The 22,570-nt window shown below is 67.4% G+C and carries 19 protein-coding genes; 14 read left to right on the forward strand and 5 right to left on the reverse strand.

Annotation, left to right across the window (positions count from 1 at the left end):
- Positions 1–524 precede the first annotated feature (524 nt).
- Entirely contained in the window at positions 525–1,784 is a 1,260-nt protein-coding gene (locus U4012_RS01735) for a porin (RefSeq protein ID WP_321795630.1), read from the forward strand.
- Positions 1,785–1,980: 196 nt separating this feature from the next.
- On the opposite strand, the gene U4012_RS01740 is transcribed toward U4012_RS01735, so the two are convergent.
- Positions 1,981–3,024 (reverse strand): NAD(P)-dependent alcohol dehydrogenase, encoded by a 1,044-nt coding sequence (locus U4012_RS01740; RefSeq protein ID WP_321795632.1) that lies wholly within the window; start codon positions 3,022–3,024, stop codon positions 1,981–1,983.
- Positions 3,025–3,026: 2 nt separating this feature from the next.
- Positions 3,027–4,226 carry a cytochrome P450 gene (locus U4012_RS01745; protein WP_321795634.1) on the reverse strand — a complete coding sequence of 400 codons (1,200 nt, stop codon included), beginning with the start codon at positions 4,224–4,226 and terminating at the stop codon, positions 3,027–3,029.
- 200 nt (positions 4,227–4,426) lie between these two features.
- Between U4012_RS01745 and U4012_RS01750 the strand changes: the two genes are divergently transcribed.
- From U4012_RS01750 to U4012_RS01760, 3 genes are all read left to right on the forward strand, one after another.
- Entirely contained in the window at positions 4,427–5,476 is a 1,050-nt protein-coding gene (locus U4012_RS01750; protein ID WP_321795636.1) for an AraC family transcriptional regulator, read from the forward strand.
- Between the two features lie 335 nt (positions 5,477–5,811).
- The gene (gene pal / locus U4012_RS01755; RefSeq protein WP_044844571.1) at positions 5,812–6,303 is read left to right on the forward strand and encodes a peptidoglycan-associated lipoprotein Pal; all 492 of its coding nucleotides are present in this window, start codon (positions 5,812–5,814) and stop codon (positions 6,301–6,303) included.
- 296 nt (positions 6,304–6,599) lie between these two features.
- Positions 6,600–6,770 carry a hypothetical protein gene (locus tag U4012_RS01760; protein ID WP_321795639.1) on the forward strand — a complete coding sequence of 57 codons (171 nt, stop codon included), beginning with the start codon at positions 6,600–6,602 and terminating at the stop codon, positions 6,768–6,770.
- Positions 6,771–6,865: 95 nt separating this feature from the next.
- Here U4012_RS01760 and U4012_RS01765 read toward each other — a convergent pair whose 3' ends face one another.
- From U4012_RS01765 to U4012_RS01775, 3 genes are read right to left on the reverse strand one after another with little or no spacing between them, the layout of a single operon-like run.
- Complete coding sequence (locus U4012_RS01765) at positions 6,866–8,125, reverse strand: cytochrome c (RefSeq protein ID WP_321795641.1); 1,260 nt, start codon at positions 8,123–8,125, stop codon at positions 6,866–6,868.
- Positions 8,122–8,814 (reverse strand): (2Fe-2S)-binding protein, encoded by a 693-nt coding sequence (locus tag U4012_RS01770; protein ID WP_321795643.1) that lies wholly within the window; start codon positions 8,812–8,814, stop codon positions 8,122–8,124. Before U4012_RS01770 ends, U4012_RS01765 begins: the two co-directional genes overlap by 4 nt.
- On the reverse strand, positions 8,811–11,687 hold the full coding sequence (locus tag U4012_RS01775) for a xanthine dehydrogenase family protein molybdopterin-binding subunit (RefSeq protein ID WP_321795645.1): 2,877 nt from the start codon (positions 11,685–11,687) through the stop codon (positions 8,811–8,813). The genes U4012_RS01770 and U4012_RS01775 overlap by 4 nt, the downstream gene beginning before the upstream one ends.
- Positions 11,688–12,189: 502 nt before the next feature.
- Here U4012_RS01775 and U4012_RS01780 point away from each other — a divergent pair.
- The 10 genes from U4012_RS01780 (at position 12,190) to U4012_RS01825 (ending at position 22,566) form a co-directional block, all read left to right on the forward strand.
- Complete coding sequence (locus U4012_RS01780) at positions 12,190–13,749, forward strand: diguanylate cyclase domain-containing protein (protein ID WP_321795647.1); 1,560 nt, start codon at positions 12,190–12,192, stop codon at positions 13,747–13,749.
- Positions 13,750–14,019: 270 nt separating this feature from the next.
- On the forward strand, positions 14,020–14,295 hold the full coding sequence (locus U4012_RS01785) for a hypothetical protein (protein WP_321795649.1): 276 nt from the start codon (positions 14,020–14,022) through the stop codon (positions 14,293–14,295).
- 243 nt (positions 14,296–14,538) lie between these two features.
- The gene (locus tag U4012_RS01790) at positions 14,539–15,573 is read left to right on the forward strand and encodes a succinylglutamate desuccinylase/aspartoacylase domain-containing protein (protein ID WP_321795651.1); all 1,035 of its coding nucleotides are present in this window, start codon (positions 14,539–14,541) and stop codon (positions 15,571–15,573) included.
- A gap of 108 nt (positions 15,574–15,681) precedes the next feature.
- On the forward strand, positions 15,682–15,978 hold the full coding sequence (locus tag U4012_RS01795) for a type II toxin-antitoxin system MqsR family toxin (protein ID WP_321795653.1): 297 nt from the start codon (positions 15,682–15,684) through the stop codon (positions 15,976–15,978).
- A 2-nt stretch (positions 15,979–15,980) separates the two neighbouring features.
- On the forward strand, positions 15,981–16,382 hold the full coding sequence (locus tag U4012_RS01800) for a type II toxin-antitoxin system MqsA family antitoxin (protein WP_044844637.1): 402 nt from the start codon (positions 15,981–15,983) through the stop codon (positions 16,380–16,382).
- Positions 16,383–16,690: 308 nt separating this feature from the next.
- On the forward strand, positions 16,691–17,251 hold the full coding sequence (locus tag U4012_RS01805; protein WP_321795656.1) for a GNAT family N-acetyltransferase: 561 nt from the start codon (positions 16,691–16,693) through the stop codon (positions 17,249–17,251).
- A 62-nt stretch (positions 17,252–17,313) separates the two neighbouring features.
- A complete protein-coding gene (locus U4012_RS01810; protein WP_321795658.1) occupies positions 17,314–18,255 on the forward strand; it encodes an ABC transporter substrate-binding protein in 942 nt (313 codons plus the stop codon).
- A 39-nt stretch (positions 18,256–18,294) separates the two neighbouring features.
- Complete coding sequence (locus U4012_RS01815; protein ID WP_124484742.1) at positions 18,295–19,353, forward strand: LLM class flavin-dependent oxidoreductase; 1,059 nt, start codon at positions 18,295–18,297, stop codon at positions 19,351–19,353.
- Positions 19,354–19,360: 7 nt separating this feature from the next.
- Complete coding sequence (locus U4012_RS01820) at positions 19,361–20,719, forward strand: LLM class flavin-dependent oxidoreductase (RefSeq protein ID WP_124519393.1); 1,359 nt, start codon at positions 19,361–19,363, stop codon at positions 20,717–20,719.
- 59 nt (positions 20,720–20,778) lie between these two features.
- On the forward strand, positions 20,779–22,566 hold the full coding sequence (locus U4012_RS01825; RefSeq protein ID WP_321795662.1) for an amino acid ABC transporter permease/ATP-binding protein: 1,788 nt from the start codon (positions 20,779–20,781) through the stop codon (positions 22,564–22,566).
- Positions 22,567–22,570 lie beyond the last annotated feature (4 nt).

The raw sequence follows: 22,570 nt of genomic DNA on the forward strand, positions 1-22,570 counted from the left end.
GCGGGCCACGCGCAATGATCCATTGTGCCGAACGGGCGCAAGTGAAAAAGCCGCGCATTACGTAGTCGCCGGGCCGGTTGCGGCAGCGCGGGAAGACCCGCGCTACGAACGCAATCAACCCGGTGCCGCCATTCGGTCGTTGCCGCTTCGGGCGGAAAATTTTGCTGGTTGCCGCGCATCGGGTCAGAAATACACGCTGCCGCCGACCGGCGACACACGACCTTTCGCGACGCGTCACCACCCCGCCGCCCTCCGCCGCTGCTCCTGACCGCGCCGACGCTCACGCTGAACCGCCCCGGCGCTGCCGAATCGTTCCGCACGCGAGACGGCCGTATTTCGCGCAGATTCGACCGAAACACCCCGCGTCGAAACGCCGCGATTCCACGCGATCCCGCAGAGGACCTTTCCTGTGCAGCGCCTTAATCGCCGGTCGCACGTTCTCCAATAATGCCCACTCGATCCGTCGGCCCGCGCGCCGATACGACCCACCGGCGATCGGGCCGGAGACCAACGAAAAAAGTCATATGCATTCCTATAAAACAACCAAGCCCGCCGGCGTGCGCGTCGCCGTGCCGCTTGCCGCCCGCCGCGGCCGTCGTACCGGTGCGCTCCCGCTGAGCGTGATTGCCGCCTGTGCGGCCGGCTTCCTGATTCCCTGCGTCGCGCGAGCACAGAGCAGCGTGACGCTGTACGGCCTGATCGATACGTCGATCACCTATGCGACCAACCAGCGTACGCAAGGCGCCGGTTCGCCGGGCAGCGGCAGCGTCGCAATGACGAGCGGCGCGTTGAACGCGTCGCGCTGGGGGTTGCGCGGCCGCGAGGATCTCGGCGGCGGGACGGCAGCGGTCTTCACGCTCGAGAACGGCTTCTCGGGCACGACCGGCAAGCTGTCGCAGAAAGGCGTCGACCTGTTCGGCCGTCAGGCGTGGCTCGGCCTGAGCTCGCGGACGGCCGGCACGCTCACGTTCGGCCGCCAGTACGACCTGATTCTCGATTTCGTGACGCCGCTCGGCGCGTCGGGCCCCGGCTGGGGCGGCAACCTCGCGGTGCATCCGTACGACAACGACGACTCGAACCGCAACCTGCGCATCAACCATGCGGTGAAGTACACGAGCCCGACGTATCGCGGGCTGACGCTCGGCGCGATGTTCGGATTCTCGAACACGGCCGGCGCGTTCTCGAACAACGCCGTGTGGAGCGCGGGGCTCGGGTATGCGAACGGGCCGCTGAAGCTCGGCGCCGGTTACCTGAAGATCAGCCGCGACCGCAACGCGCCGAATCCGGACGGCGCACTGAGCACGCTCGACGGCTCCGCGACGATCACGGGCGGCAACCAGCAGATCTGGGCCCTGGCCGGCCGTTATGCGTTCGGCCCGCATTCGGTCGGTGCCGCATGGTCGCACTCGGCCACCGACGGCGTGAGCGGCGTGCTCCAGGGCAGCGGCATCACCCCGCTGAAGGGTGAATCGCTCGTGTTCGACAACTTCACGGTCGACGGCCGCTACTTCGTCACGCCGGCGTTCAGCATGGCCGCCGCGTACACGTACACGATGGGCCGTTTCGACACGCGCACGGGCCAGACGCGCCCGAAATGGAACCAGGTGGTCACGCAGGCGGACTACGCATTCTCGAAACGCACGGACGCGTATCTCGAAGCCGTCTATCAAAGCGTGAGCGGCGGCAACGGCAACCCCGCGTTCAACGCGACCGTCTGGACCATGACGCCGTCGGCCAACAGCAACCAGGTCGTGGTTGCGCTCGGGCTGCGGCACAAGTTCTGAGTGCGCCGGCGACGCGCGATACGCCCGCACCGGAAGGTGCGGGTCACGCATATCACCTGAAACCGGTCATCCACCTTCCCCGTCTACACAACGACGATCCAATAAAGGAAGCCGCGGGAAATCAATACGGCGCTCCGGGCACATGGATCGATTTGCTGAGCGTGTGATCGATAGCGAGGGCTTCCCAACGACCAGCCTACCCGTCATGCCCGATCACCACCTTACCGAGATGCGTCTGGCTCTGCAGATAGCGATATGCGTCGGGCGCGCGCCCGAACGGAAAGCGCTCACCGATGATCGGGCGAAGGCCATGCTGCTCGATGGCTCGGTTCATCGCTTCGAAATTTGTCCGGCTGCCCGCGTGTACCGAGACGACGGTCAGATCACGCACGAACATCGTGTAGAACAATTCGGATACGGTACCGGCCTCCTCGCCTTGGGCAAGCAATCCCATCAACACCAGCCTTCCACCGATGCGCGCAGCCGCACACGAATTGGCGAGCGTTCCTCCACCGCCACTGTCGACCACGACGTCGGCGCCGCGACCGTCCGTCAGTCGCAGGACCTCGTCCGCCCAATCGGGGCATGCCTTGTAGTTGACGATCTCGTCCGCGCCCAATGCGCTCAGCCGCTCGCCTTTTTCAGCACTTGACGTGGTCATGATGACTCGGGCGCCGAGGCGCTTGGCGAACTGCAACGCGAACACCGCAACGCCGCCGCTCCCCTGCAGCACCACTGTGTCTCCTACCGTCACCCGTCCCTTGCCGACGATAGCCATCCATGCCGTCACACCGGCGGTTGGAAGCGTCGCGCCTTCCTCATAGGACAGATGCGACGGCAGGTGTACCAGGCCTTGCTCGTCCAGGACGACAAATTCAGCAAGCATCCCGTCGATGCCGCTGCCGAGGTCCGTCTGCGCGCCTTCGTGCCGGTAATCACCGTCGATCCAGTCCTGACGGAAGATCGCGGCAACGCGCTCGCCGACACAAAAGCGTGTCACGTTCTCCCCGACCTCGACGACCTCGCCGGCGCCATCCGACAACGGCACTCTCCCCGGCGGCAGATCTGCGCCAACCGGAATGCCACGCATGACCAGAAGGTCGCGATAGTTCAACGCATTGGCGCGCACTCGAACCAGAACCTGGTCGACTCCGGGCGTGGGTCGATCATGCTGTCGTATCCGGATGCCGTCGATCGTGCCGTAGTGCTCGATGTGGTACGCACGCGCTACCTGACTCATGCTCATACCTCGATGAAGAGACTGCGGAACCCATGCATGCCGGCAAGCAGGCCACGTACGGCGCGGGTTTTGTCCACCTTGTAGTCGGGGGCGTGGCTCAGCAGCCATTCGAGCATCATTCGGCTTTCCAGCCGAGCCGCGTGCATGCCAAGACATACGTGGATGCCTGATCCAAACGCAACCTGCGGTATGAAAGCGCGTTCGACGTCGAATTCGTCCGGGCGTTCGAAAGTACGGTCGTCGCGATTCGCGGCCTGATAAAGGAACATCACCGCCTGACCAGGCTGAATCGTGTGGCCATGCCACGTCACGGCATTCACCGCCCGGCGTCCAAGCATTGGAGCGGGCGCATCGAAGCGCATGGCTTCCTCCACCGCTTTCCCACACAGTGCGCGATTGCTCGCGACCTTGGCGCGCTGCTCGGGAAACTCGGCCAGCCAGTACAACAGACTGCCGAAATGCTTGGGAAACGTCTCCATCCCGCCGATGAAAAGAGGCAGCGCGTTTTGCGCGATCGTCAGGTCGTCCAGGCGGTGCCCGTCGATGTCCGCCAGAAGCAGCATCCCGATCACGTTGTCGGGCGACGGACCTTGCTTGCGGTGACGGTCCACCAGTCGCAGAAAGTAGTCGATCAACTGGCCTCCGGCGGCGTCGGCGCTGGTCGCCGATGCATCCGAAGTACCCTGCGGTGGAATGTCGTGGAAGAACGGCTCGAACACCTCGACCCACTTCACCAGCATCGGTCCGTCCTCGAGCGGAATGCCGGTCAGGTGCGCCGCGACGTCCGTCGCGACCGGTAACGCAAATGCCTTGACCGCATCGAATTCCCGTTGGCTCAGCAGCGGTGCGCCGTATTTCTCGATGCGCTCGGCGACGAATGCCGGCAGCCGCGCCTGTACCTCGGTCGGACGGAAGGCGGAGGCAACCGCTTTACGAAAGCCGGTATGCTCGGGCGGGTCCATCGACATGAACGTACTGCTGTCCGGGATCAGGCGCTTCTGCAGCAGATTGCCCGTGGCAATGCCGGCCGTCGCCGTGTAGTTCTCCCGATCGAGCGAGGCTTTCTGAATATCGTCGAAGCGTGACAGCACCCACGCATCGTACTTTTCCATGTAATAGGCGGGAGCCTCATCGCGCAATTGGCGATACGCGTCCCAAGGATTTTTCATCAGTTCCCGGTCGTAGGGGTCGTAGTACACCATGTCAGTCTCCTCACGAGGACCAGGGGCGTCGATGGCGATATCGGCACCGAGTCTGGTCGAGATATGAGGTGCCATTTAATGACAGTGCGAACCACCAACCAAGGCTGGAAACAGGCAATCCACCGGACAAAAACGATCAATGCTTGACGCGTTTGCCAGGCCAGCACAAGCTCGATGTGCTGTTCAGACATGAGGCCATCATGCACAAGCGCGAATTCTCGAACACGATTCCGATCGGTTATGCCCAGCCCTTGCTCAATGAGCTCAGGAAAATGGGCGGCGACGTGCTGCCCGAACTGTGGCGAAGCGCTGGAATCAATACGCCACTGGACGCCGTGCTGAAAGGCGTGGTGGCCGCATTGCCGACACCGGAGTTTTCGCGGCTGTATCGACATGGCATCGGCACCCTGGAAACATGGTGCTGCGAGCGCGACGGGCATCGGCCGCTCGGCATCCTCGCGGTCAACATGCTGTGCTACTGCGTGATTCACTGCTCGACTTTAGGGAAGGCCGTGGAACGAGCGGCGCGATTCAACGAAGCCATGGAGGAACGCGGCGGCCGGCTGGCGACGGTCGAGTATGGTGCGACCGCGCAGTTCACGATGGAAACCCGGCGTGGCAGCCGGGACCATGCCGCACTGCTGGTCGATCTTACCGGCCTCTATTTCTACCATCAGCTGTTTTCCTGGCTGATCGGCCGCCCGCTGAATCTGAAGGAAGTGGCCCTGGCGTATCCACCACCGGATCCGTTGCATCAATTGATCGACGTGTTCGGCGCGCCACTGCGCTTCGATCAACCGGTCAACTCGTTCAGCTTCCCTGCTCGTCTGCTGAACCATAAGGTGGTCCGTTCGTATTCCGAGCTGGAAGCCATCATCGACTACTTTCCATTCGATTTCGGTCTGGCAGCGATTCCCGAATTCAAATTATCGGATCAAGTGCGCCTGCTGTTACTCGACGCGCTGCAGCACCGAGGGGACGCACCCAGCTGCGAAACCGTGGCTCAGCTGTTCCACATGAGCACGGCGACACTGCGTCGGCGCCTGCGAGCCGAACACTGCTCGTACGGAGACTTGCGCGCGCTCTGTCAGCTTGAGGCCGCGCAGCATCTGCTCACGTCCACCGATATGCACCTGGCCGACATTGCAGCGCGGATCGGGATGAGCAGTGACCGGGCGTTCCGACGTGCATTCCGGGACTGGATGGGCATTGCGCCATCGGAATATCGGCTGGGCGCCAGCAAGTCCTGAGCGCGCCGGCCACGCGCGACACGCCCGCACCGGAAAGGCGCATCACGCATGCGCGGCGCATGCTGCGCGCGTTCGCGCAAGCAAGAATGCGTCCTGCGTCGTTTCCGCGCGAAAAAGACGAAGAAACTGGTCACGCTGTGACATTTTTCCTAATCTTGTTGCAGCGGCGCCGTGCGTCGGCGTCTGGCCAAGACAATCTTTCATCTGGCACGTCGCCGGCTTACGAAAGCGCATCGCGCACGGAAGCCGGCGCTTTCGTGCCGTCTCGCCGCATGCGTGATGCGTCAGGTCGCCCGCACCACGCTTTCCATGCAGTCAACCGCAGGAGACGCACGATGAGCAAAACGAACCGATTCGCGGTCATTGCGGCGTTCGCGCTGCTGGCGGGTTGCCACCACGCGGCGAAAACGCCCGAGAATGCCGAGATGGCGCCGGCGCCATCGAGCGAAGCGGTCGCCACCGTGGCGGCCGACGATCTCGACAATCCGAACAGCCCGCTCGCGAAGCGCAGCGTCTACTTCGATTTCGACCAGTACTCCGTGAAGCCGGAATACCAGACGCTGCTGCAGGCGCACGCCGACTACCTGCGCAGCCATCCGTCGCGCCGCGTGCTGATCCAGGGCAACACCGACGAACGCGGGACGTCCGAATACAACCTCGCGCTCGGCCAACGCCGGTCGCAAGCCGTGATGAGCGCGCTCGAAACGCTGGGCGTGCAGGCCACGCAGCTCGAAGCGGTCAGCCTCGGCAAGGAAAAGCCGGTCGCGCTCGGCCACGACGAAGATTCGTGGGCGCAGAACCGCCGCGCCGATCTCGTCTATCGTTGACCGGATGCCGCCGCGACGGCGACATTCCGGCCCCCGTCCTCTCGTTACCTGTCATGCGGCGAATCGCCGGGGCGCCCCGGCTGCGTGCACGCGTGAGCGCGTGCGCCGCTGCGCGAGCACGGCGCCGCCCGACGCGCGTGCGCCCCGCGCGCCGATTCGTGTCGCTATATGCCGCGACGCGCCGATACCCAAAAAACATGGAATAAACCGCCTGGCGGAGACGTTTCGTCATCGCGCGGTCGCCGGTTCACGCGAACCGCCCTGCCGCGCGGCCTGCGCGGTCCAAGGAGAGTGAAATGAAATCGGCAAGATTGGCCGCGGCGCTCGTCGCGGCGCTGATGCTGGTGCTGTCGGCGGGATGTACGTCGTCGGGCGGCGCGATGTCGCAAGGATCCGGCATGAGCCGCTACGGCGGCGCGGGCGGCAACGGAGGGGGTAGTGGTGGCGGAGGAGGAGGAGGCTACTGAAACACCGCCCCCCGGAATCGGGCGAGGCATCGCGCGGGAACACGGCCGGGAACCGGCTGCGTTGCGCGCGACGCCCTGCCCTGCCGCTCGACGGCTCAACGCATGGCCTTCACGTCGGCCGGCGTGACGCTCGCGGGCTGTCCGCCCCACGTCGCACGCAGGTAGTTCGCGAGCTGCGCGAGTTCGTCGTCGCTCAGCGTGTGCGCGAAACCCGGCATCGGCTGCAGGTTTTCGTAGCCGGCAAACTTCTGTTCGTCGACGCCGTCGAGCATCGCGACCAGCAGGTTGCGCGCGTCGCCCTGACGCAGCGTCGAATTGCCGTTCATCGGCACCGCCACGTGCGGCTTGCCTTCGCCGTTGAAGCCGTGGCAGCCCGCGCACACCGCGAGATACACCGAGCGGCCGGCCGCGAGCTGCGCGGCGTCGGCCGACACCGGCTTCACCGGCTGCGGTGCCGGCGGCGTATCGCCGAGCAGGTACACGGACAGCGCGCGCAGGTCGTCCTTCGCCAGGTACTGCGTGCTCAGGTGCACGACCGGATACATTTCGCCGAACGCCGAGCCTTGCGGCGCGATGCCGACGCCGAAGAACGTCTGCAGGTCGGTGCCCGTCCAGCCGCGCGCGGCGAGGCCGGCCGGCGTGATGTCCGGTGCGGCCACGCGGCCGAGCGCCGCGCCCGCGAACGGCTTCGCGCCGTCGAGCTGGCCCGTGAACGCACGCGGCGTGTGGCATTCCGCGCAGTGGCCGAGCGCGCCCGCGAGGTAGCGGCCGCGCTGCCAGTCGGCGGACTGGCCGCGCGACGCGTCGGGCAGGCTGTCCTTCAGGAACACCATGTCCCAGAACACCATGCCGAAGCGCAGGTTGTACGGGAACTTGAGTGCGTGCGCGCGGTTCTCCTGCGCGACCGGCTTCACGGTCCTCAGGTACGCGTACATCGCGTCGCTGTCGGCGCGCGTGAGCTGCCGGTACGACGTGTACGGCATCGACGGATACAGCCGCTTGGCCGGAGCCTTGCCGTCGTGCAGCGCGGTGTAGAAGTCGTCCGCGCTCCAGCTGCCGATCCCGTGATCCTTGTCGGGCGTGATGTTCGAACCGTAGAACGTGCCGAACGGCGATTCGAGCGGCGCCCCGCCGGCGAACGGCGCGCCGTCCTTCGCGGTGTGGCACGCCGCGCAGTCGGCGGCCTTGACGAGATAGCGGCCACGCGCGACCGGGTCGGCACCGGGCGCGCCGGAAGCCGCGTTCGAGGCCGGCGCGTCTTGGCCGCCGCAGGCGGCGAGCAGCAGCGCGCAGGCGGCCGCGAGCGCGGGCAGGCCCGCGGCCCGCGCGGCACGATGGGCGAATGTGCGTTTCATGCGGCGTCCTTCACGAGTCCCGGCGTCGTCAGGATCACGTCCTTCACGGCCTGGTAGTAGCGGACGTAACCCGTGCAGCGGCAGAGGTGTGCGTTCAGCGCGTCGGTGATCGCGCGCTCGACGTCGGCCTTCGCGACCGGCTCGCGCGCCAGCCGCTCGATCAGCACCGTCGCCGCGTTGACGAAACCCGGCGTGCAGTAGCCGCACTGGAAGCTGAAGTGCTCGAGGAACTTCTGCTGGATCGGCGACAGTTCCACCACTTCGCCGGCTTCGTTGCGCTTCGCGTGGCCTTCGATCGTGCGGATCGAACGGCCGTGGAAGAAGTGCGCGCCGGTGATGCAGGTGCGCATTTCCTCGCTGGTGCCGTCCGGCTTGTCGACGATCACGACGCATGCGTGGCAGATGCCCTGCCCGCAGCCGAGCCGCGAACCGGTGAGGCCCGCGTACTCGTGCAGGAACTCGATCATCATCAGCCCCTCGGGCACCTGCATCGGGCCGACGGACTTGCCGTTGATCTTCAATGACAGCGGCTTCTGCTGAAAGCGCACGAGCGGACGCTCGACGGCGGCCGGAGCGGCAGCGGATGCGGATGCGGATGCCGGCGCGGCCGAAGCCGCGTTCGGCGCGGACGCGGCGGTCGCGGCCGCGCTGGCGCTCGCGGCCGACGCGGCGGTTTGGGCGGTCGTCATGCGAGCACCTCCTGAATCTTTTGCGGGGTCACCGGCAAGTCGGTGAAACGATGGCCGATCGCGTGCGCGATGCCGTTCACGATCGCGCCGACGACAGGGATCATCACCACTTCGGCGACACCCTTCGGCGGATCGGTCTCGGACAGCGGCGGCAGGATGTCGCCCGTCTGCGACCACACGGCGACGTCGCTCGCGCGCGGCAGCTGATAGCGGTTGAAGTTCCACGTGCCGTTGCCCGGGCCGTCTTCGTAGAGCGGCAGGTACTCGTGCAGCGCATGGCCGATGCCCATCGCGAGGCCGCCCTGCAGCTGGCCCGACACGAGCTGCGGCGAAATCTGGTTGCCGCACTCCATGATCGAGTGATGCGTGAGCAGCTCGACCTTGCCGGTCGCTTCGTGCACGGCCAGCTCGACGAGCGTGCCGACCGCCGTGTAGTACGTGACGGCCGCGTTGTTGCGGCTCGTCGGCGGGATGAACACGCGCTTGCGGTCCAGCACGCGATAGCCGTTCGCGGTCGGCGCCAGCGTGCCGCGCAGCGCGGTCGCGCCGGCCGGCGCGACGGTGCCTGGCAGCGGGCCGTCGGCGCCCGTCTTCGGCGCGCCGACACGCAGCGACAGCCCGTCGATCGGCAGACGCTCGACCGCGCCGCCCACGTCGAACTCAGCGTCGGTCCATTGCCAGCGGTTGAACACGTGCACGACGGCGCCGGTCGGCAGGCCGAGCGCATGCGCCTGCTTCGCGAGCTGCTCGAACGTCAGCGGCTCGAGGCCGTCGGCGCTCAGCTTGCCGTCGACCCAGCGCGCGTCCTCGATGCGGATCGTGTACGGCGCGGCCTGGCCGCCGCCGAGGCCGCGCGTCCAGATCGACATCGCGGCCGGCCACAGTCCGTAGCGGAACACCGCGCGCGCGGCCTCGCGCGTGCTGTGCGTGAAGTAGTACGCGGAGTTGGTCGCGCTCGACGGCGACGCATAGCCCGGCGACCAGCGCGGATTCGCGCTCAGCCGATCCTGGTCGGCCTGCGACATCAGGTACGGATCGCCGCTCGTCTCGACCGGCAGGTCGGGCCATTCGGTCACCGCGACGCGCACCTCGGTCGCCGGGCGGCCGAGCCACTTCGCGACCGCGACGGCCTGCGACGTCGACATTCCGGTGCCGATCTCGGCCGCCGTGTGTTGCAGCGACACCTTGCCGTTCTCGTCGAATTCGACCTTCGCGAACGATGCCTCGGCACCCGTGCCGAAGTCCTTCTGCACGCACGCGAAGCCGACACCGTAGCGCTTGCCCGGGTTCGCGGCCTCGAATTCGGCCTTGCGCGCCGCGCGACGCGTCCACAGCGGATGCTGCCTCGCGCGTTCCAGCACTTCGTCGACGCGCAGCGCGCCGGCGGGAATCGCGCCCTGGGTGTTCTTCATCCCCGAACGCAGCGCGTTGCGCAGGCGGAATTCGATCGGATCGAGGTTCAGTTGCGCGGCGATCTCGTCGACGGCCATCTCGGTCGCGGCCATGCTCTGCAGCGTGCCGTAGCCGCGGGCGGAGCCGGCATCGATCGCGCGCGACGCGATCGCGACCGCCGCGAGGTCGCTCTTCGGGAAGTAGTAGATCGATTGCGCGGCCGTCGCGCCGACCATCGCCACCGACGGCGAGAAATTCGAGCGCCCGCCGCCGTTCGCCTCGAAGTCGCCCTTGAACGACTGCAAGAGGCCCGTGTTGCGGTCGACCGCGATCCGGTAACGCATCCTGAACGCGTGACGCTTCAGCGACGTCTGGAACTGCTCGTAGCGGTCGTTCGCGAACCGCACGGGGCGGCCGTCCGCGTACAGCGCGCAGACGAGCCCGTAGAACGGCACGTTGAAGTGATCCTTCGAACCGTAGCCGACCGTGTAGCACGGATGCACGAACAGCTTCTTCACCGGGAAGCGGCATTTCGCGACCATCGCGGCCGCGTTTTCCGACACTTCGAGCGGCGACTGGGTCGGCACGACGAGGTGCAGCGACTGCGTCGCGGCGTCGTACCAGCAGTTCGCATTGTCGGGTTCGAGCGCGGCGGTATCGACCGACTGCGTGTTGTACTCGCGGTTGAACACGAGCCAGTCGGCCGACGGATGGTCGAGTTCCGCGGCGATCTGGCCGGCGAGAAACATCCCCTGCTCGTCGAGCTTGCCGTGCTCCTTGCCGTCCGGCCAGACCGGCAGGTGCTTGCGCATCATGCTCGGGAAGATCGGCGCATCCTTCAGGCTCGAATAGACATCGTCGTCGTAGGCCGTCTTGCCGCCCACCCGCACGTAGCGGAACGTGCCCCACGGATCGCGCTCGAGCGGGCCCGTGACCGTGCCGTAGCGGATCACGTCGTCGCGGAACTTGAGCGCGTTCTTCGCGAAGCGGAAGCGCGCGAAGTCGTGGTAAATGAGGATCGCGACCGCATGACCGAGATACGCGGGCGTCTTGCCGGCGGGCAACAGCATGTCGTCGCCGTAGAACGTCGGGAACGCGACGCCGTCGCGCGCGAGATCGTCGGCCGTGACCACGCGGTCCGGCTTCAGCTCGTCGCCGAGCAGCGACAGGTCGAAGCCCTCGTAGGTGCGGTCGGCCTGCGTGACGCGCAGGATCAGCGCGTGCGACTGCTGCTGCGGCCAGTGCGGCATGTCGGCCGCGCGCACGTCGCGGGCGAACACTTTCGAGCCCGTGACCTTCGCGATGCCGTCGATGCGGAATTGGGGGATGCCGGTGACGCTATCCCATTTGACGGGAGTGAGGAGTTTTTCTTCGAAGAGCGCCGCGAACGCGCGGCTGCCGATGGGCGCGACGTAGACCGCGACGCCCGCCAGCACGCTGGCTTTCAGAAAACCCCGCCGTGACAGGCCGTGGTTTTTCATTGGGGGGAACCTCCTGATGCGGCTCGGACGGCGATCGGGTGTCGCGGCGTTCGGAGCGGCGCGCATTCTGGCATTGTTTTTGATATATCGCCTATAGTATTTCTCGCATGAATTGCTTATTGGATTTCTTATAACGGGATTCGGACGAGCTGCGGCGCGCGGTCGCGGGCGGCACACGCGTGCGACTGCGCGGTGTCGCGCCGGCCGCATCGGTGGCTGCCGGCCGATCGTGCGCCATCGGCGGCCCGCGTGCGGCGCGGGCTGAAACCGGTCCGCGCGCGGCTGCCCGAGATCGTTCCGTCGGCAACGATCCTGCCTGCGCATCGGCGAATCCGCAAGATGCGCGCGAACGAAGTTGACGACGACGCGCCGACGTCCCCGCACGGCACGCGCGGCCGATGTTTCATGTTAATGTCGTGCGCATCCGGTTCGCCGGTCATCCCGCCCCGTGCCGGGCGGGGCGGCCGGCGATGCACCGCATCGTGTCGAGGTCAAAATAGCCATGGCAGTCAAGGCACGCCTCCTGAACGCCCTTCTCGCCACGCCCCCCTGCGGCGATCACCATGTGACGGCCGCGCTGCGCCCTTCGATGCTCGTCACGCTGTTCGAGGACGTGCGTCCGATGGCGCTGTCCGGCTTCGCCAGCGCGTTCGTCGCGGCGATCGCGCTGATCCGGCTGCAACAACTCTGGTGTTTCGTGTGGCTCGTCGTCGACGTCGGCCTGCTCGCCGCGCGGCTCGCGATCGCACGTGCGTATGCGGTACGTCGTGCCGCCGGCGACGATCGCGCCGAATACTGGGCACGGCGCTATGCGCCCGTGTCGCTCTCCGCGTGCTTCGTGCTCGGCCTCGGCGTGATGGGCTGCGTGGACGCGCCCGACGTCGAGCTCGGCACGCTGGCCGTGATGGTCGCGGGCGGCGTGTTCGGCGGGATCGCGTCGCGCAATTCGGCGCTGCCGCGGCTCGCGATGACGCAGGTCACGCTCGGCGTCGTGCCGATCGGCGTCGGCGCGCTGCTGGTCCAGCGGCCCGGCGCATGGCTGCTGCTGCCGCCGCTCGTGATCTATCTCGCGGCCATGCGTACGGTCGTCGAGCGCCATTACCGCGTGCTGGTCGCGCTGATCGCCGCACGCCAGCGCAACGCCGAGCTCGTCGCGCGCTTCGACGCCGCCCTCACCTATATGCCGCACGGCCTGTGCATGATCGACGGCGAAAGCCGCGTGATCGTCGCGAACCGGCGCACCGCGCAACTGTTCGGCTCGCCGCGCGAGATCATGCTGGACACGCCGCTGCCCGACGTCGTCGCGGCGCTCGGCGCGAACGCGCGCACCGATCCCGACGGCGCCAGTCTCGCCGTGCAATGCGACCTCTGGCTGAACCACGACGAACCGGAGCCGCTCGACATCGCGCTCGCCGACGGCCGCCAGCTCGAACTCACGCGCCACCGCGTGCCGGACGGCAACGCGGTGATCATCGTCGAGGACGTCACCGCGCGCCGCCAGACCGAGCAGCATATCCGGCACCTCGCGCGGCACGACGCGCTGACGGGATTGCCGAACCGCCACGAGTTGCATGCGCAACTCAAACGGATGCTCGCGCACCGGCCGCACCTGCCGCACGTGCCGAGCCCCGCGCTCGCCGTCATGTATCTCGACCTCGACGGCTTCAAGGCGATCAACGACCGCTTCGGCCACCAGGCCGGCGACGAAGTGCTCATGCAGGTCGCCGAGCGGCTCGGCAAGACGCTGCCGCCCGGCGAACTGGCGGCGCGGGTCGGCGGCGACGAGTTCATCGTCGCGCTCGACGCAACCACCATGCAGGCGTGCTCGGTCCTCGCCGCGCGGATCATCCGGCAGATCTCGGCGCCGTACACGCTGTCGATCGGCGAGACCGTCGTCTTCGGGATCAGCATCGGCATCGCGCTCGACGACGGGCACGGCTCACCCGACGAACTGATCCGGCAGGCCGACAGCGCGCTGTACGACGCGAAGTCGGCCGGCAAGGGGATCTACCGCTTCTATTCGGCCGGAAGCAGCCGCGTGACGCCCGCGGCCGCGAGCTGAGCGCGCTCGTTCCCCCAGCGGCCGCCGCGCTGTCCGGCTTGCCCGTTCGCTTCCCGCGATTCATTCCGGAAACGCCTTGCATGGTTCGACGCGTGCGCGCAGATGTTCCGCCGCGGCCGCCCATGTCACGTGACGTGTTCCGTAACATCGGCGCGCGCCACGCGTAGCGTTCGCTGCAGAAGCCCGCACGATCGCGACGGCGCGCGGCATTTGATGGCTGGCACTCTTATTGCTCGTTGACCGGGAAACAGGATGTCAGGGAGGCCACTCATGAATACCGTCGAAGTTCTCAGCCGTGCGGAAACGATCGATCAACTGGACGTGATCGACGGTGCCTCGCTGATCCGGCGGCTCGTTTCCGAGCGCCGCATGCCCGCGGCGCGTGAAGCCGCGTGCGTCGTCAATCCGCCGCTGACGCTGTACGGCGCGTTTCGCCAGGGCGTCACCGACCACGCGGCGCGGCGCGCGAATCCGTATCGCGCCGGCAGCCGTTTCTGGACGCTGTGGGAAGAAGGCCGTATCGAGGCTGAAACATCGGGCCGCTGACGCGCTCGCGCGCCGGCCCCGTCGCCGCAAGGGGCTGACGCACCACGCGGCGTGCGCAGGCGGCCGGCCCGCACGCCGGCATGCGTTTCAGCGCTGCAACATCGCGCGCGGCTGCTCCGGTTGCGCTTGCCGCGCGTTCGCACACGGGCCGCCGGACGGCGCTCGACATCGGCCGCGCCACGCGCCGCGCGGCGGTCGTTTCCCGATAAGATGGCGGATTCCCGTTCTCCGAACGATGTCGCCATGACCGCCTCCTCCTCACACCGAAATCCCATCCACTGCGAAATCGATCTCGATGCGCAAGGCAAGCATGCGGGCTATCTGCGCCTGCCGCATTCCGTGCATCGCTCCGCGTACGGCTGGCTGCCGATCCCGATCGCGTCGATCCGCAACGGCGACGGCCCGGTCGCGCTCGTGATGGCCGGCAACCACGGTGACGAATACGAAGGCCAGATCATCGTGTCGCAGCTGATGCGCGAGATCGACCCGGAGAGCGTCACCGGGCAGCTGATCCTGCTGCCGATGGCCAATTTCCCCGCGGCCGACGCGGGCCTGCGCGTGTCGCCGCTCGACGAAGGCAACCTGAACCGCAGCTTTCCCGGCAACCCGACCGGCACGCCGACGCAGATGATCGCCCACTACATCGAGCATGCGCTGCTGTCGCGCGCGCAGTATCTGGTCGACCTGCATTCGGGCGGCAGCTCGCTGCTGTACCAGGGCGGCAACATGCTCGCGATCGACCCGCTCGACGACGACGAAGCGGCGAAGCTCAACGGGCTGCTCGTCGCGTTCGGCTTGCCGAACGCGCTGCTGCACGCGCCGAACCCGGTGCATTCGGCCTCGGCCGCGCGCCGGCAGGGCGCGATCTCGATCGTGACCGAACTCGGCGGTGCGGGGATGGCCGATCCGTCGCTGATCCGGCTCGGCCGCCACGGGCTGCTGCACTATCTCGGCTACATCGGCCTGCTGCACGGCGCACTTGTGCCCGATGCGCCGCCGACCGTCACGCGCTTCCTGCGCGTCGACGGCGATCGCCACTTCGTCTACGCGTACGAACGCGGGCTGTATGAACCTCTCGTCGAACTCGGCGACCACGTGAAGGCCGGCCAGCCGGCCGCGTGGGTGCATTTCCCCGATACGCCGCTGCGCGAACCGGTGCTGCACCGCTTCAAGGGCGACGGCGAAGTCGTGTGCAAGCGCGTGCCCGCGCAGGTGCAGCGCGGCGATTGCCTGTTTCAGCTGGCGGAGGCGTCGACGCCGCCGCGCGTTGGCCGATAGGCCAGTTACCAATCCGTCTCTTTTCCGTGCAGTCTGCCAAAGGTGGCGGACCGCACCCGTGCGCCATTAACCAACTTGACAAATTAACTCTTTTGGTTATGATCGCGGATGGAAAAGTACACGCCTCATTGCAAGCTGTCGCGGGTCAAGGCACTCGTCGGAACCGGCAACGTCCGGTTGACGACGAGTACGGTGTTCGGGGCTCGCCGACTGGGTTTCACGGAAACGGAGGCGATCGGTGTCGTCATGTCGCTGGATACAGTCGATTTCTACAAGAGCATGACGACTTACGCCGACCACACGATCTGGCAGGACGTCTATCGGCGTTGCACCGTGAATGACGACGTATATCTGAAACTGACCGTGATCGACGATGTGCTGATCGTGTCGTTCAAGGAGCGATGAAAATGAAGTGCCCTGCGTGCGGTGCCGCAAAACTGATCCGTGATACACGAGACATCCCTTACACGTACAAGGGTCGCTCGACCGTCGTTCGCGATATCACCGGCGACTTCTGTCCGGCCTGCGGCGAGTCGGTGCTGGATATCGACGAGGCCACCCGGCTCGGTGAAGCGATCAGCGAGTTCAACAAGCAAGTGAATTCGACCATCGTCGACCCGAGGTTCATTGCGAAGGTGCGCAAGAAGCTGATGCTGGATCAACGCGAAGCGGCCGAGATATTCGGTGGCGGCGTCAATGCGTTCTCCCGCTACGAAACCGGCAAGACGAACCCTCCACTTGCCCTTGTGAAGCTGCTCAGGATTCTGGATCGTCATCCGGATCTGCTCGCCGAAGTGCGAGCCGCATAGTCGAGCGTCATTCGGCATCGCGCATGCGTGAGCACGAGCTGCAACGCATGCGCTGCTCATCCCCCACCCCACTCCCCCTGCAAGCCTTCTGACGCTCCCCGCGAAATCCTTATCGAAATTGCTTCGTTCGCCTTTGCCGGCCGCGCCGCTAACGTGTTCGAAACGGCGGCGGCACGCCGGATGCAGCGCAGGAAGCACCGCGGCCGCCGTCATCACGACAACCGCGTCGCGATAACGGAACAGACCGGCCGGGCGATGTGCCCCGCCCCCGCCAGGAACGTCCGCATCGCGCGCCCTTCGCGATGCCCATGGCCACGAACGACCGCATCATCGACACGACGCCGATCGACGTCCGCGCCCAGCCGTTGATCGACGCGCTGATCGACGAATACGCGACGCGCTACGACGCGTACCGCCCCGACAGCCGTGCGTCCGCACGCGACGAACTCGCGCGCTACCCGGCCGAGCTGTTCGCGCCGCCCGAAGGCGCGTTCGTGCTGCTGCTGCGCGACGGCGAGACGATCGGCGGCGGCGCATTCAAGCGCTACGACGCGCAGACCGCCGAACTCAAACGCATCTGGACCCGCGCGGACCTGCGCCGCCAGGGGCTCGCGCGCCTGATCGTCGACGCGCTCGAACTGCGCGCCGCGCAGCAGGGCTATCGGCGCGTGTACCTGACCACCGGTTTTCGCCAGCCCGAAGCGTGGGCGCTGTACGACCGCACCGGCTATACGCGGCTGTTCGACTCGTCGATCGACCCCGAAGCGTATTTCCACCTGCGCTTCGGCAAGGATCTCGCCGATCCGTCGCGCACGTCGACGCTCGCCGACCTGTGGGCGCCGCTGCCCGAAGCGGTGCTGCCGCGCTGAACGCGTCGCGTCATCCGATTCCGCTCCCTCGCTCCCGACGACAACACAACAAGGACGCATCCATGCAACGAGCCGTACCCTTCACGCCGCGTGCGCTCCGCACGCTGGCCGCCGCGCTGATCGGCGTGACCGCGATCGCCGCGGCCGCCGCGACCTTCGACCTGAGCCCCGAGCAGCGCGGCCGCCCGCGCGGCACGGCCGATGCGGCCGTCGAGCACGCGGTGCCCGCGTCGTTCAAGTTCGCCGAAGCCGGCACGCTGACCATCGGCGTCGCGCCGAGCCTGCCGCCGATCAGCACGTATGCGACCGACGCGCGCACGGTGATCGGCTTTGACGCGGACGTCGGCCAGCTGGTGTCCGACAGCCTCGGCCGCAAGCTGAAGATCGTCCCGCTCGCGTGGGCCGACTGGCCGCTCGCGCTCGAATCGGGGAAGGTCGACGCCGTGATCTCGAACGTCACCGTCACCGAGGAGCGCAAGCAGAAATTCGATTTCTCGACCTACCGCAAGGACCAGGTCGGCTTCTACGTGCGCAACGACAGCAAGATCCAGTCGATCCGCGAGCCGAAGGACGTCGCGGGGCTGCGCATCGTGACCGACGCCGGCACCAACCAGGAAAAGATCCTGCTCGCGTGGGACCGCGAGAACGTCGCGCACGGCCTGAAACCGGTGCAGGTGCAGTACTACGACGACCAGGCGATGCGGATCGTCGCCGTGCAGTCGGGCCGCGCCGATGCCGTGTTCAGCGTGAACTCGGTGCTCGCGTATCAGAGCGCGCAGCAGGGCAAGACACGGCTCGTCGGCGCGATCAGCGGCGGCTGGCCGCGCACGGCCGACATCGCGATCGCGACGCGCCGCGGCAGCGGGCTCGCCGATCCGCTGACGGTCGCGCTGAACGGGTTGATCAAGACCGGCCGCTATCAGCAGATCCTCGACCGCTGGAACCTCGCGTCCGAAGCGATCGACCAGTCGCGCACGAATCCGCCGGGTTTGCCGAAGAGCTGAGCGCCGCCCCTTCACGCCTTCGCAGGAACGCCGAACACCATGGCTTACTCGCTTTCATTGCTGGACAAGAGTCCGATCGCCGACGGCGCGACCGCCGCCGACGCGCTGCGCTTCACGACGACCCTCGCGCAGCGCGCCGAACAGCTCGGTTACGAGCGCTTCTGGGTCGCCGAGCATCACGGCGCGCCCGGCTTCGCGAGCTCCGCGCCGGAGATCGTCGTCGCGCACCTGCTCGCGCACACGTCGCGCATTCGCATCGGTTCGGGCGGCGTGATGCTGCAGCACTACAGCCCGTTCAAGGTCGCCGAAACCTTCAAGCTGCTCGCCGCACTCGGGCCGGGCCGCGTCGATCTCGGCGTCGGCAAGGCGCCCGGCGGGCTGCCGCTGACCACGCGCGCGCTGCAGTGGTTTCACGACAAGGCGAAAAAGCCGGGCTTCGCGGGCCAGCTCGCCGAACTCGATGCGTTCCTCGGCTGGGGTGTCGCCGAAGATCATCCGCTCGCCGGCGCGGTCGCGATGCCGGTGCCGCCGCACGCGCCCGAACGCATCCTGCTCGGCGGCTCGCCCGACAGCGGTGCGCTCGCCGCCCGCCACGGCTGGCGCTTCTGCTACGCGGGGCACTTCAACGGCGACGACGCGAACCTCGAACGCTCGCTGGCCGCCTACCGCGACGCAGGCGGCACGCGAGCGCTCGTCGCGCTGTACGCGGTCGCCGCGCCGACCCGCGAGGAGGCCGAGCGACTGATCGGGCCGCTGAAGATCTTCAAGCTGCAGTTCGCCGGCGGCCAGAGCTTCAACCTGCCGAGCGCGCAGGCCGCGGCCGAATTCGCGCGGCAAAGCGGCGCGTCCGACTACCGGATCGACGAGTTGCGCCCGACCGTGCTGGCCGATACGCCCGAGCGCATCCACCGCGCGCTCGACGCGCTGAGCCGGCGGCTCGACGTCGACGCGTTCGTGATCGACTCGCCGGTGACCGATTACGCGGCACGGCTCGCGTCGGCCGAATGGCTCGGCGGCGCGCAGTCGATCACCCCCGTGCAGGCGGCCCTCGCGGCCGACCGCTCCCTTCGCTCCCTTTCCCCCGACCAGAACGCGTGACGCGCCCATGACGACCCGACGATCGATTCCCTTCGGCCTGATGCTGCAAGGCGCAGGCAGCCACATGAACGCATGGCGGCACCCGAGCAACCCGCCGGACGCGAGCATCAACCTCGACTTCGCGATCGGCATCGCGCGCAAGGCGGAAGCCGCCGGCATCGCGTTCGCGTTCGTCGCGGACGGCCTCTACATCAACGAGAAGTCGATCCCGCACTTCCTGAACCGCTTCGAGCCGCTCACCGTGCTGTCGGCGCTCGCGGTCGCGACGAAGAAGATCGGCCTCGCGGGCACGATCTCGACGTCGTACAGCGAGCCGTTCACGGTCGCGCGCCAGCTCGCGTCGCTCGACACGATCAGCGGCGGGCGCGCGGGCTGGAACGTCGTGACGACGCCGCTCGAAGGCACCGCGAAGAATTTCGGCAAGGCGCATCCCGATCACGAACTGCGCTACGAGATCGCCGACGAATACCTCGAGGTCGTGCAGGGGCTGTGGGATAGCTGGGACGACGACGCGTTCGTGCGCGATCGCGCGACCGGTCGCTTCTTCGATCGCGACAAGCTCCACACGCTCGATCACCACGGCCGCTTCTTCCAGGTCGCCGGCCCGCTGAACATCCAGCGCTCGCCGCAGGGGCAGCCGGTGATCTTCCAGGCCGGCTCGTCCGACACCGGCATCGGGCTCGCGGGCAAGTACGCGGACGCCGTGTTCACGCACTCGCCGTCGCTCGACGAAACGGCCGCGTTCACACGGCGCGTGAAGCAAAGCGCGGTCGAGCACGGGCGGCAGCCCGGCGACGTGAAGATCTTCCCGGGCATCGGGCCGATCGTCGGCCGCACGGCCGCCGAGGCGGAAGACAAATACCAGGCGATCCGCGACCTGCTGACGATCGACGAAGCGCTCGCGTATCTCGGCCGCTATTTCGATCACCACGATTTCACGCAGTACGCGCTCGATGCACCGTTCCCCGAGCTCGGCGACATCGGCCGCAACAGCTTCCGCTCGACCACCGACCGGATCAAGGCCGATGCGAAGCGCAAGCACCTCACGCTGCGCGAGACGGCGCTCGCCGTCGCGACGCCGCGCCCGAACTTCATCGGCACGGCCGAGCACGTCGCCGACGAGCTGATCCGCTGGCACGACGCCGGTGCCGGCGACGGCTTCATCCTCGGCTTCCCGGTACAGGCGCAGGGCGTCGACGACTTCATCGACCTCGTGATTCCGGTACTCGAGGCGCGCGGCCGTTATAGCCGCGACCTGCCGGGCAGCACGCTGCGCGACCACCTCGGCCTGCCGCGCAAGGCGAGCCGCCATGCGGCGCCCGGCGCGGTGCAGCAACAGGACGACGCGGCCGAAGCGCACGCATGACGCCGACGCGCCGCCTCGCGCGGCGCTTCCGGCCAACTCGATCGAGGACCCTCACCGACATGAGCGACACGACCCATCTCGGCGGCGCAGTGCCGCCGCTCTCCCCCTCCCGCGCCCGCGACGCCGGCACGCACCTGCGGATCGTGCCGGCCCGGCACCGGTCGCGCACCGTCGGCACTGTGCTCGCGCTCGTGCTGATCGCACTCGTGCTGTATTCGATCCTCGGCAACCCGCAATGGGGCTGGCCGGTGTTCGCCGAGTGGTTCCTGTCGCCGCCGGTGCTGTCCGGGCTCGCGCGCACGCTGGTACTGACGCTGCTCGGCGCGGTGTTCGGCTTCGCGCTCGGCGGGTTCGTCGCGCTGGCGCGGCTGTCGCGCTCGCGTCTGCTCGCGGCGAGCGCATGGACCTTCGTGTGGCTGTTCCGGTCGATTCCGCTGATCGTGCTGCTGCTGATCCTCAACAACCTCGGCTACCTGTACGAACACGTGCGGCTCGGCGTGCCGTTCACCGACATCGTGTGGTTCGACACGCCGACCACCGACCTGATCAGCCCGTTCCTCGCGGCCGTGCTCGGCCTCTCGCTGAACCACGCGGCGTTTTCCGCGGAAGTGATTCGCGGCGGCATTCTCGCGGTCGACCAGGGGCAGCTCGAAGCGGCCGCCGCGCTCGGCCTGCCGCGCGGCCGCCAGACCACGCGGATCGTGCTGCCGCAGGCGATGCGCGCGATCCTGCCGACCGCGTTCAACGACCTGATCTCGCTCGCGAAAGGCACGTCGATGGTCTACGTGCTCGCGATGCCCGAGCTGTTCTACACGGTGCAGGTGATCTATCGCCGCAATCTCGAAGTGATTCCGCTGCTGATGGTCGCGACCGTCTGGTACCTGATCATCCTGACCGTGCTGTCCGCGATCCAGGTGCAGGTCGAGCGCCACTATGCGCGCGGCGCGCTGCGCAACCCGCCGCCGTCCGCGCTGACGTTCGTGCTGGCGCGCGTCAGTGCGCTGTGGCGGCACGCGGCGGCGCGCAACGCAACGGCAACCGGCGCGGCGGCCCACGATGACGCCGCGGCCGCTCCGGTGCCGCGCACCGGCGGCGAAGTCGCCGTGCACAACGTATCGAAGCAGTTCGGCATGCAGCGCGTGCTCGACAACGTGTCGTTCGTCGCACCGCGCGGCAGCGTGACGGTGATCGTCGGGCCGTCCGGTTCGGGCAAGTCGACGCTGCTGCGCACCATCAACCATCTCGAGCGCGTCGACGACGGCTTCATCGACATCGACGGCGAGCTGATCGGCTATCGGCGCGACGGCGACGTGCTGCACGAGTTGAAGGAGCGCGACGTGCTGAAGCGCCGCACGGCGGTCGGCATGGTGTTCCAGAACTTCAACCTGTTTCCGCACCTGACGGTGCTCGAGAACCTGATCGAGGCGCCGGTCGCCGTCGGCGGCGCCACGCGCGAGGCCGCCGAACGCACCGCGCGCACGCTGCTCGCGCGCGTCGGCCTCGCCGATAAAGCCGATGCGTACCCGCGCCAGCTGTCCGGCGGCCAGCAGCAGCGTGTCGCGATCGCGCGCGCGCTCGCATTGCGCCCGAAGGTGCTGCTGTTCGACGAGCCGACGTCGGCGCTCGATCCCGAACTGGTCAACGAAGTGCTCGACGTGATCAAGGAGCTCGCACGCTCGGGCACCACGCTCGTGATCGTCACGCACGAAATCGGCTTCGCGCGCGAAGTCGCGGACAACGTGCTGTTCATGGAGCGCGGCCGCATCGTCGAGTCGGGGCCGCCCGCCGTCGTGCTCGACGCGCCGGCCCATCCGCGCACACGCGCGTTCCTGTCACGGGTGCTCTGATGCA

The organism is Burkholderia sp. BCC1988, assembly GCF_905339895.1.
Lineage (GTDB): Bacteria > Pseudomonadota > Gammaproteobacteria > Burkholderiales > Burkholderiaceae > Burkholderia.

Bases quoted from the DNA above. Each gene is read 5' to 3' on its own strand.
- U4012_RS01735 (WP_321795630.1), top strand. From the start codon at position 525: ATGCATTCCTATAAAACAACCAAGCCCGCCGGCGTGCGCGTCGCCGTG.
- U4012_RS01740 (WP_321795632.1), bottom strand. From the start codon at position 3,024: ATGAGTCAGGTAGCGCGTGCGTACCACATCGAGCACTACGGCACGATC.
- U4012_RS01745 (WP_321795634.1), bottom strand. From the start codon at position 4,226: ATGGTGTACTACGACCCCTACGACCGGGAACTGATGAAAAATCCTTGG.
- U4012_RS01750 (WP_321795636.1), top strand. From the start codon at position 4,427: ATGCACAAGCGCGAATTCTCGAACACGATTCCGATCGGTTATGCCCAG.
- pal (WP_044844571.1), top strand. From the start codon at position 5,812: ATGAGCAAAACGAACCGATTCGCGGTCATTGCGGCGTTCGCGCTGCTG.
- U4012_RS01760 (WP_321795639.1), top strand. From the start codon at position 6,600: ATGAAATCGGCAAGATTGGCCGCGGCGCTCGTCGCGGCGCTGATGCTG.
- U4012_RS01765 (WP_321795641.1), bottom strand. From the start codon at position 8,125: ATGAAACGCACATTCGCCCATCGTGCCGCGCGGGCCGCGGGCCTGCCC.
- U4012_RS01770 (WP_321795643.1), bottom strand. From the start codon at position 8,814: ATGACGACCGCCCAAACCGCCGCGTCGGCCGCGAGCGCCAGCGCGGCC.
- U4012_RS01775 (WP_321795645.1), bottom strand. From the start codon at position 11,687: ATGAAAAACCACGGCCTGTCACGGCGGGGTTTTCTGAAAGCCAGCGTG.
- U4012_RS01780 (WP_321795647.1), top strand. From the start codon at position 12,190: ATGGCAGTCAAGGCACGCCTCCTGAACGCCCTTCTCGCCACGCCCCCC.
- U4012_RS01785 (WP_321795649.1), top strand. From the start codon at position 14,020: ATGAATACCGTCGAAGTTCTCAGCCGTGCGGAAACGATCGATCAACTG.
- U4012_RS01790 (WP_321795651.1), top strand. From the start codon at position 14,539: ATGACCGCCTCCTCCTCACACCGAAATCCCATCCACTGCGAAATCGAT.
- U4012_RS01795 (WP_321795653.1), top strand. From the start codon at position 15,682: ATGGAAAAGTACACGCCTCATTGCAAGCTGTCGCGGGTCAAGGCACTC.
- U4012_RS01800 (WP_044844637.1), top strand. From the start codon at position 15,981: ATGAAGTGCCCTGCGTGCGGTGCCGCAAAACTGATCCGTGATACACGA.
- U4012_RS01805 (WP_321795656.1), top strand. From the start codon at position 16,691: ATGGCCACGAACGACCGCATCATCGACACGACGCCGATCGACGTCCGC.
- U4012_RS01810 (WP_321795658.1), top strand. From the start codon at position 17,314: ATGCAACGAGCCGTACCCTTCACGCCGCGTGCGCTCCGCACGCTGGCC.
- U4012_RS01815 (WP_124484742.1), top strand. From the start codon at position 18,295: ATGGCTTACTCGCTTTCATTGCTGGACAAGAGTCCGATCGCCGACGGC.
- U4012_RS01820 (WP_124519393.1), top strand. From the start codon at position 19,361: ATGACGACCCGACGATCGATTCCCTTCGGCCTGATGCTGCAAGGCGCA.
- U4012_RS01825 (WP_321795662.1), top strand. From the start codon at position 20,779: ATGAGCGACACGACCCATCTCGGCGGCGCAGTGCCGCCGCTCTCCCCC.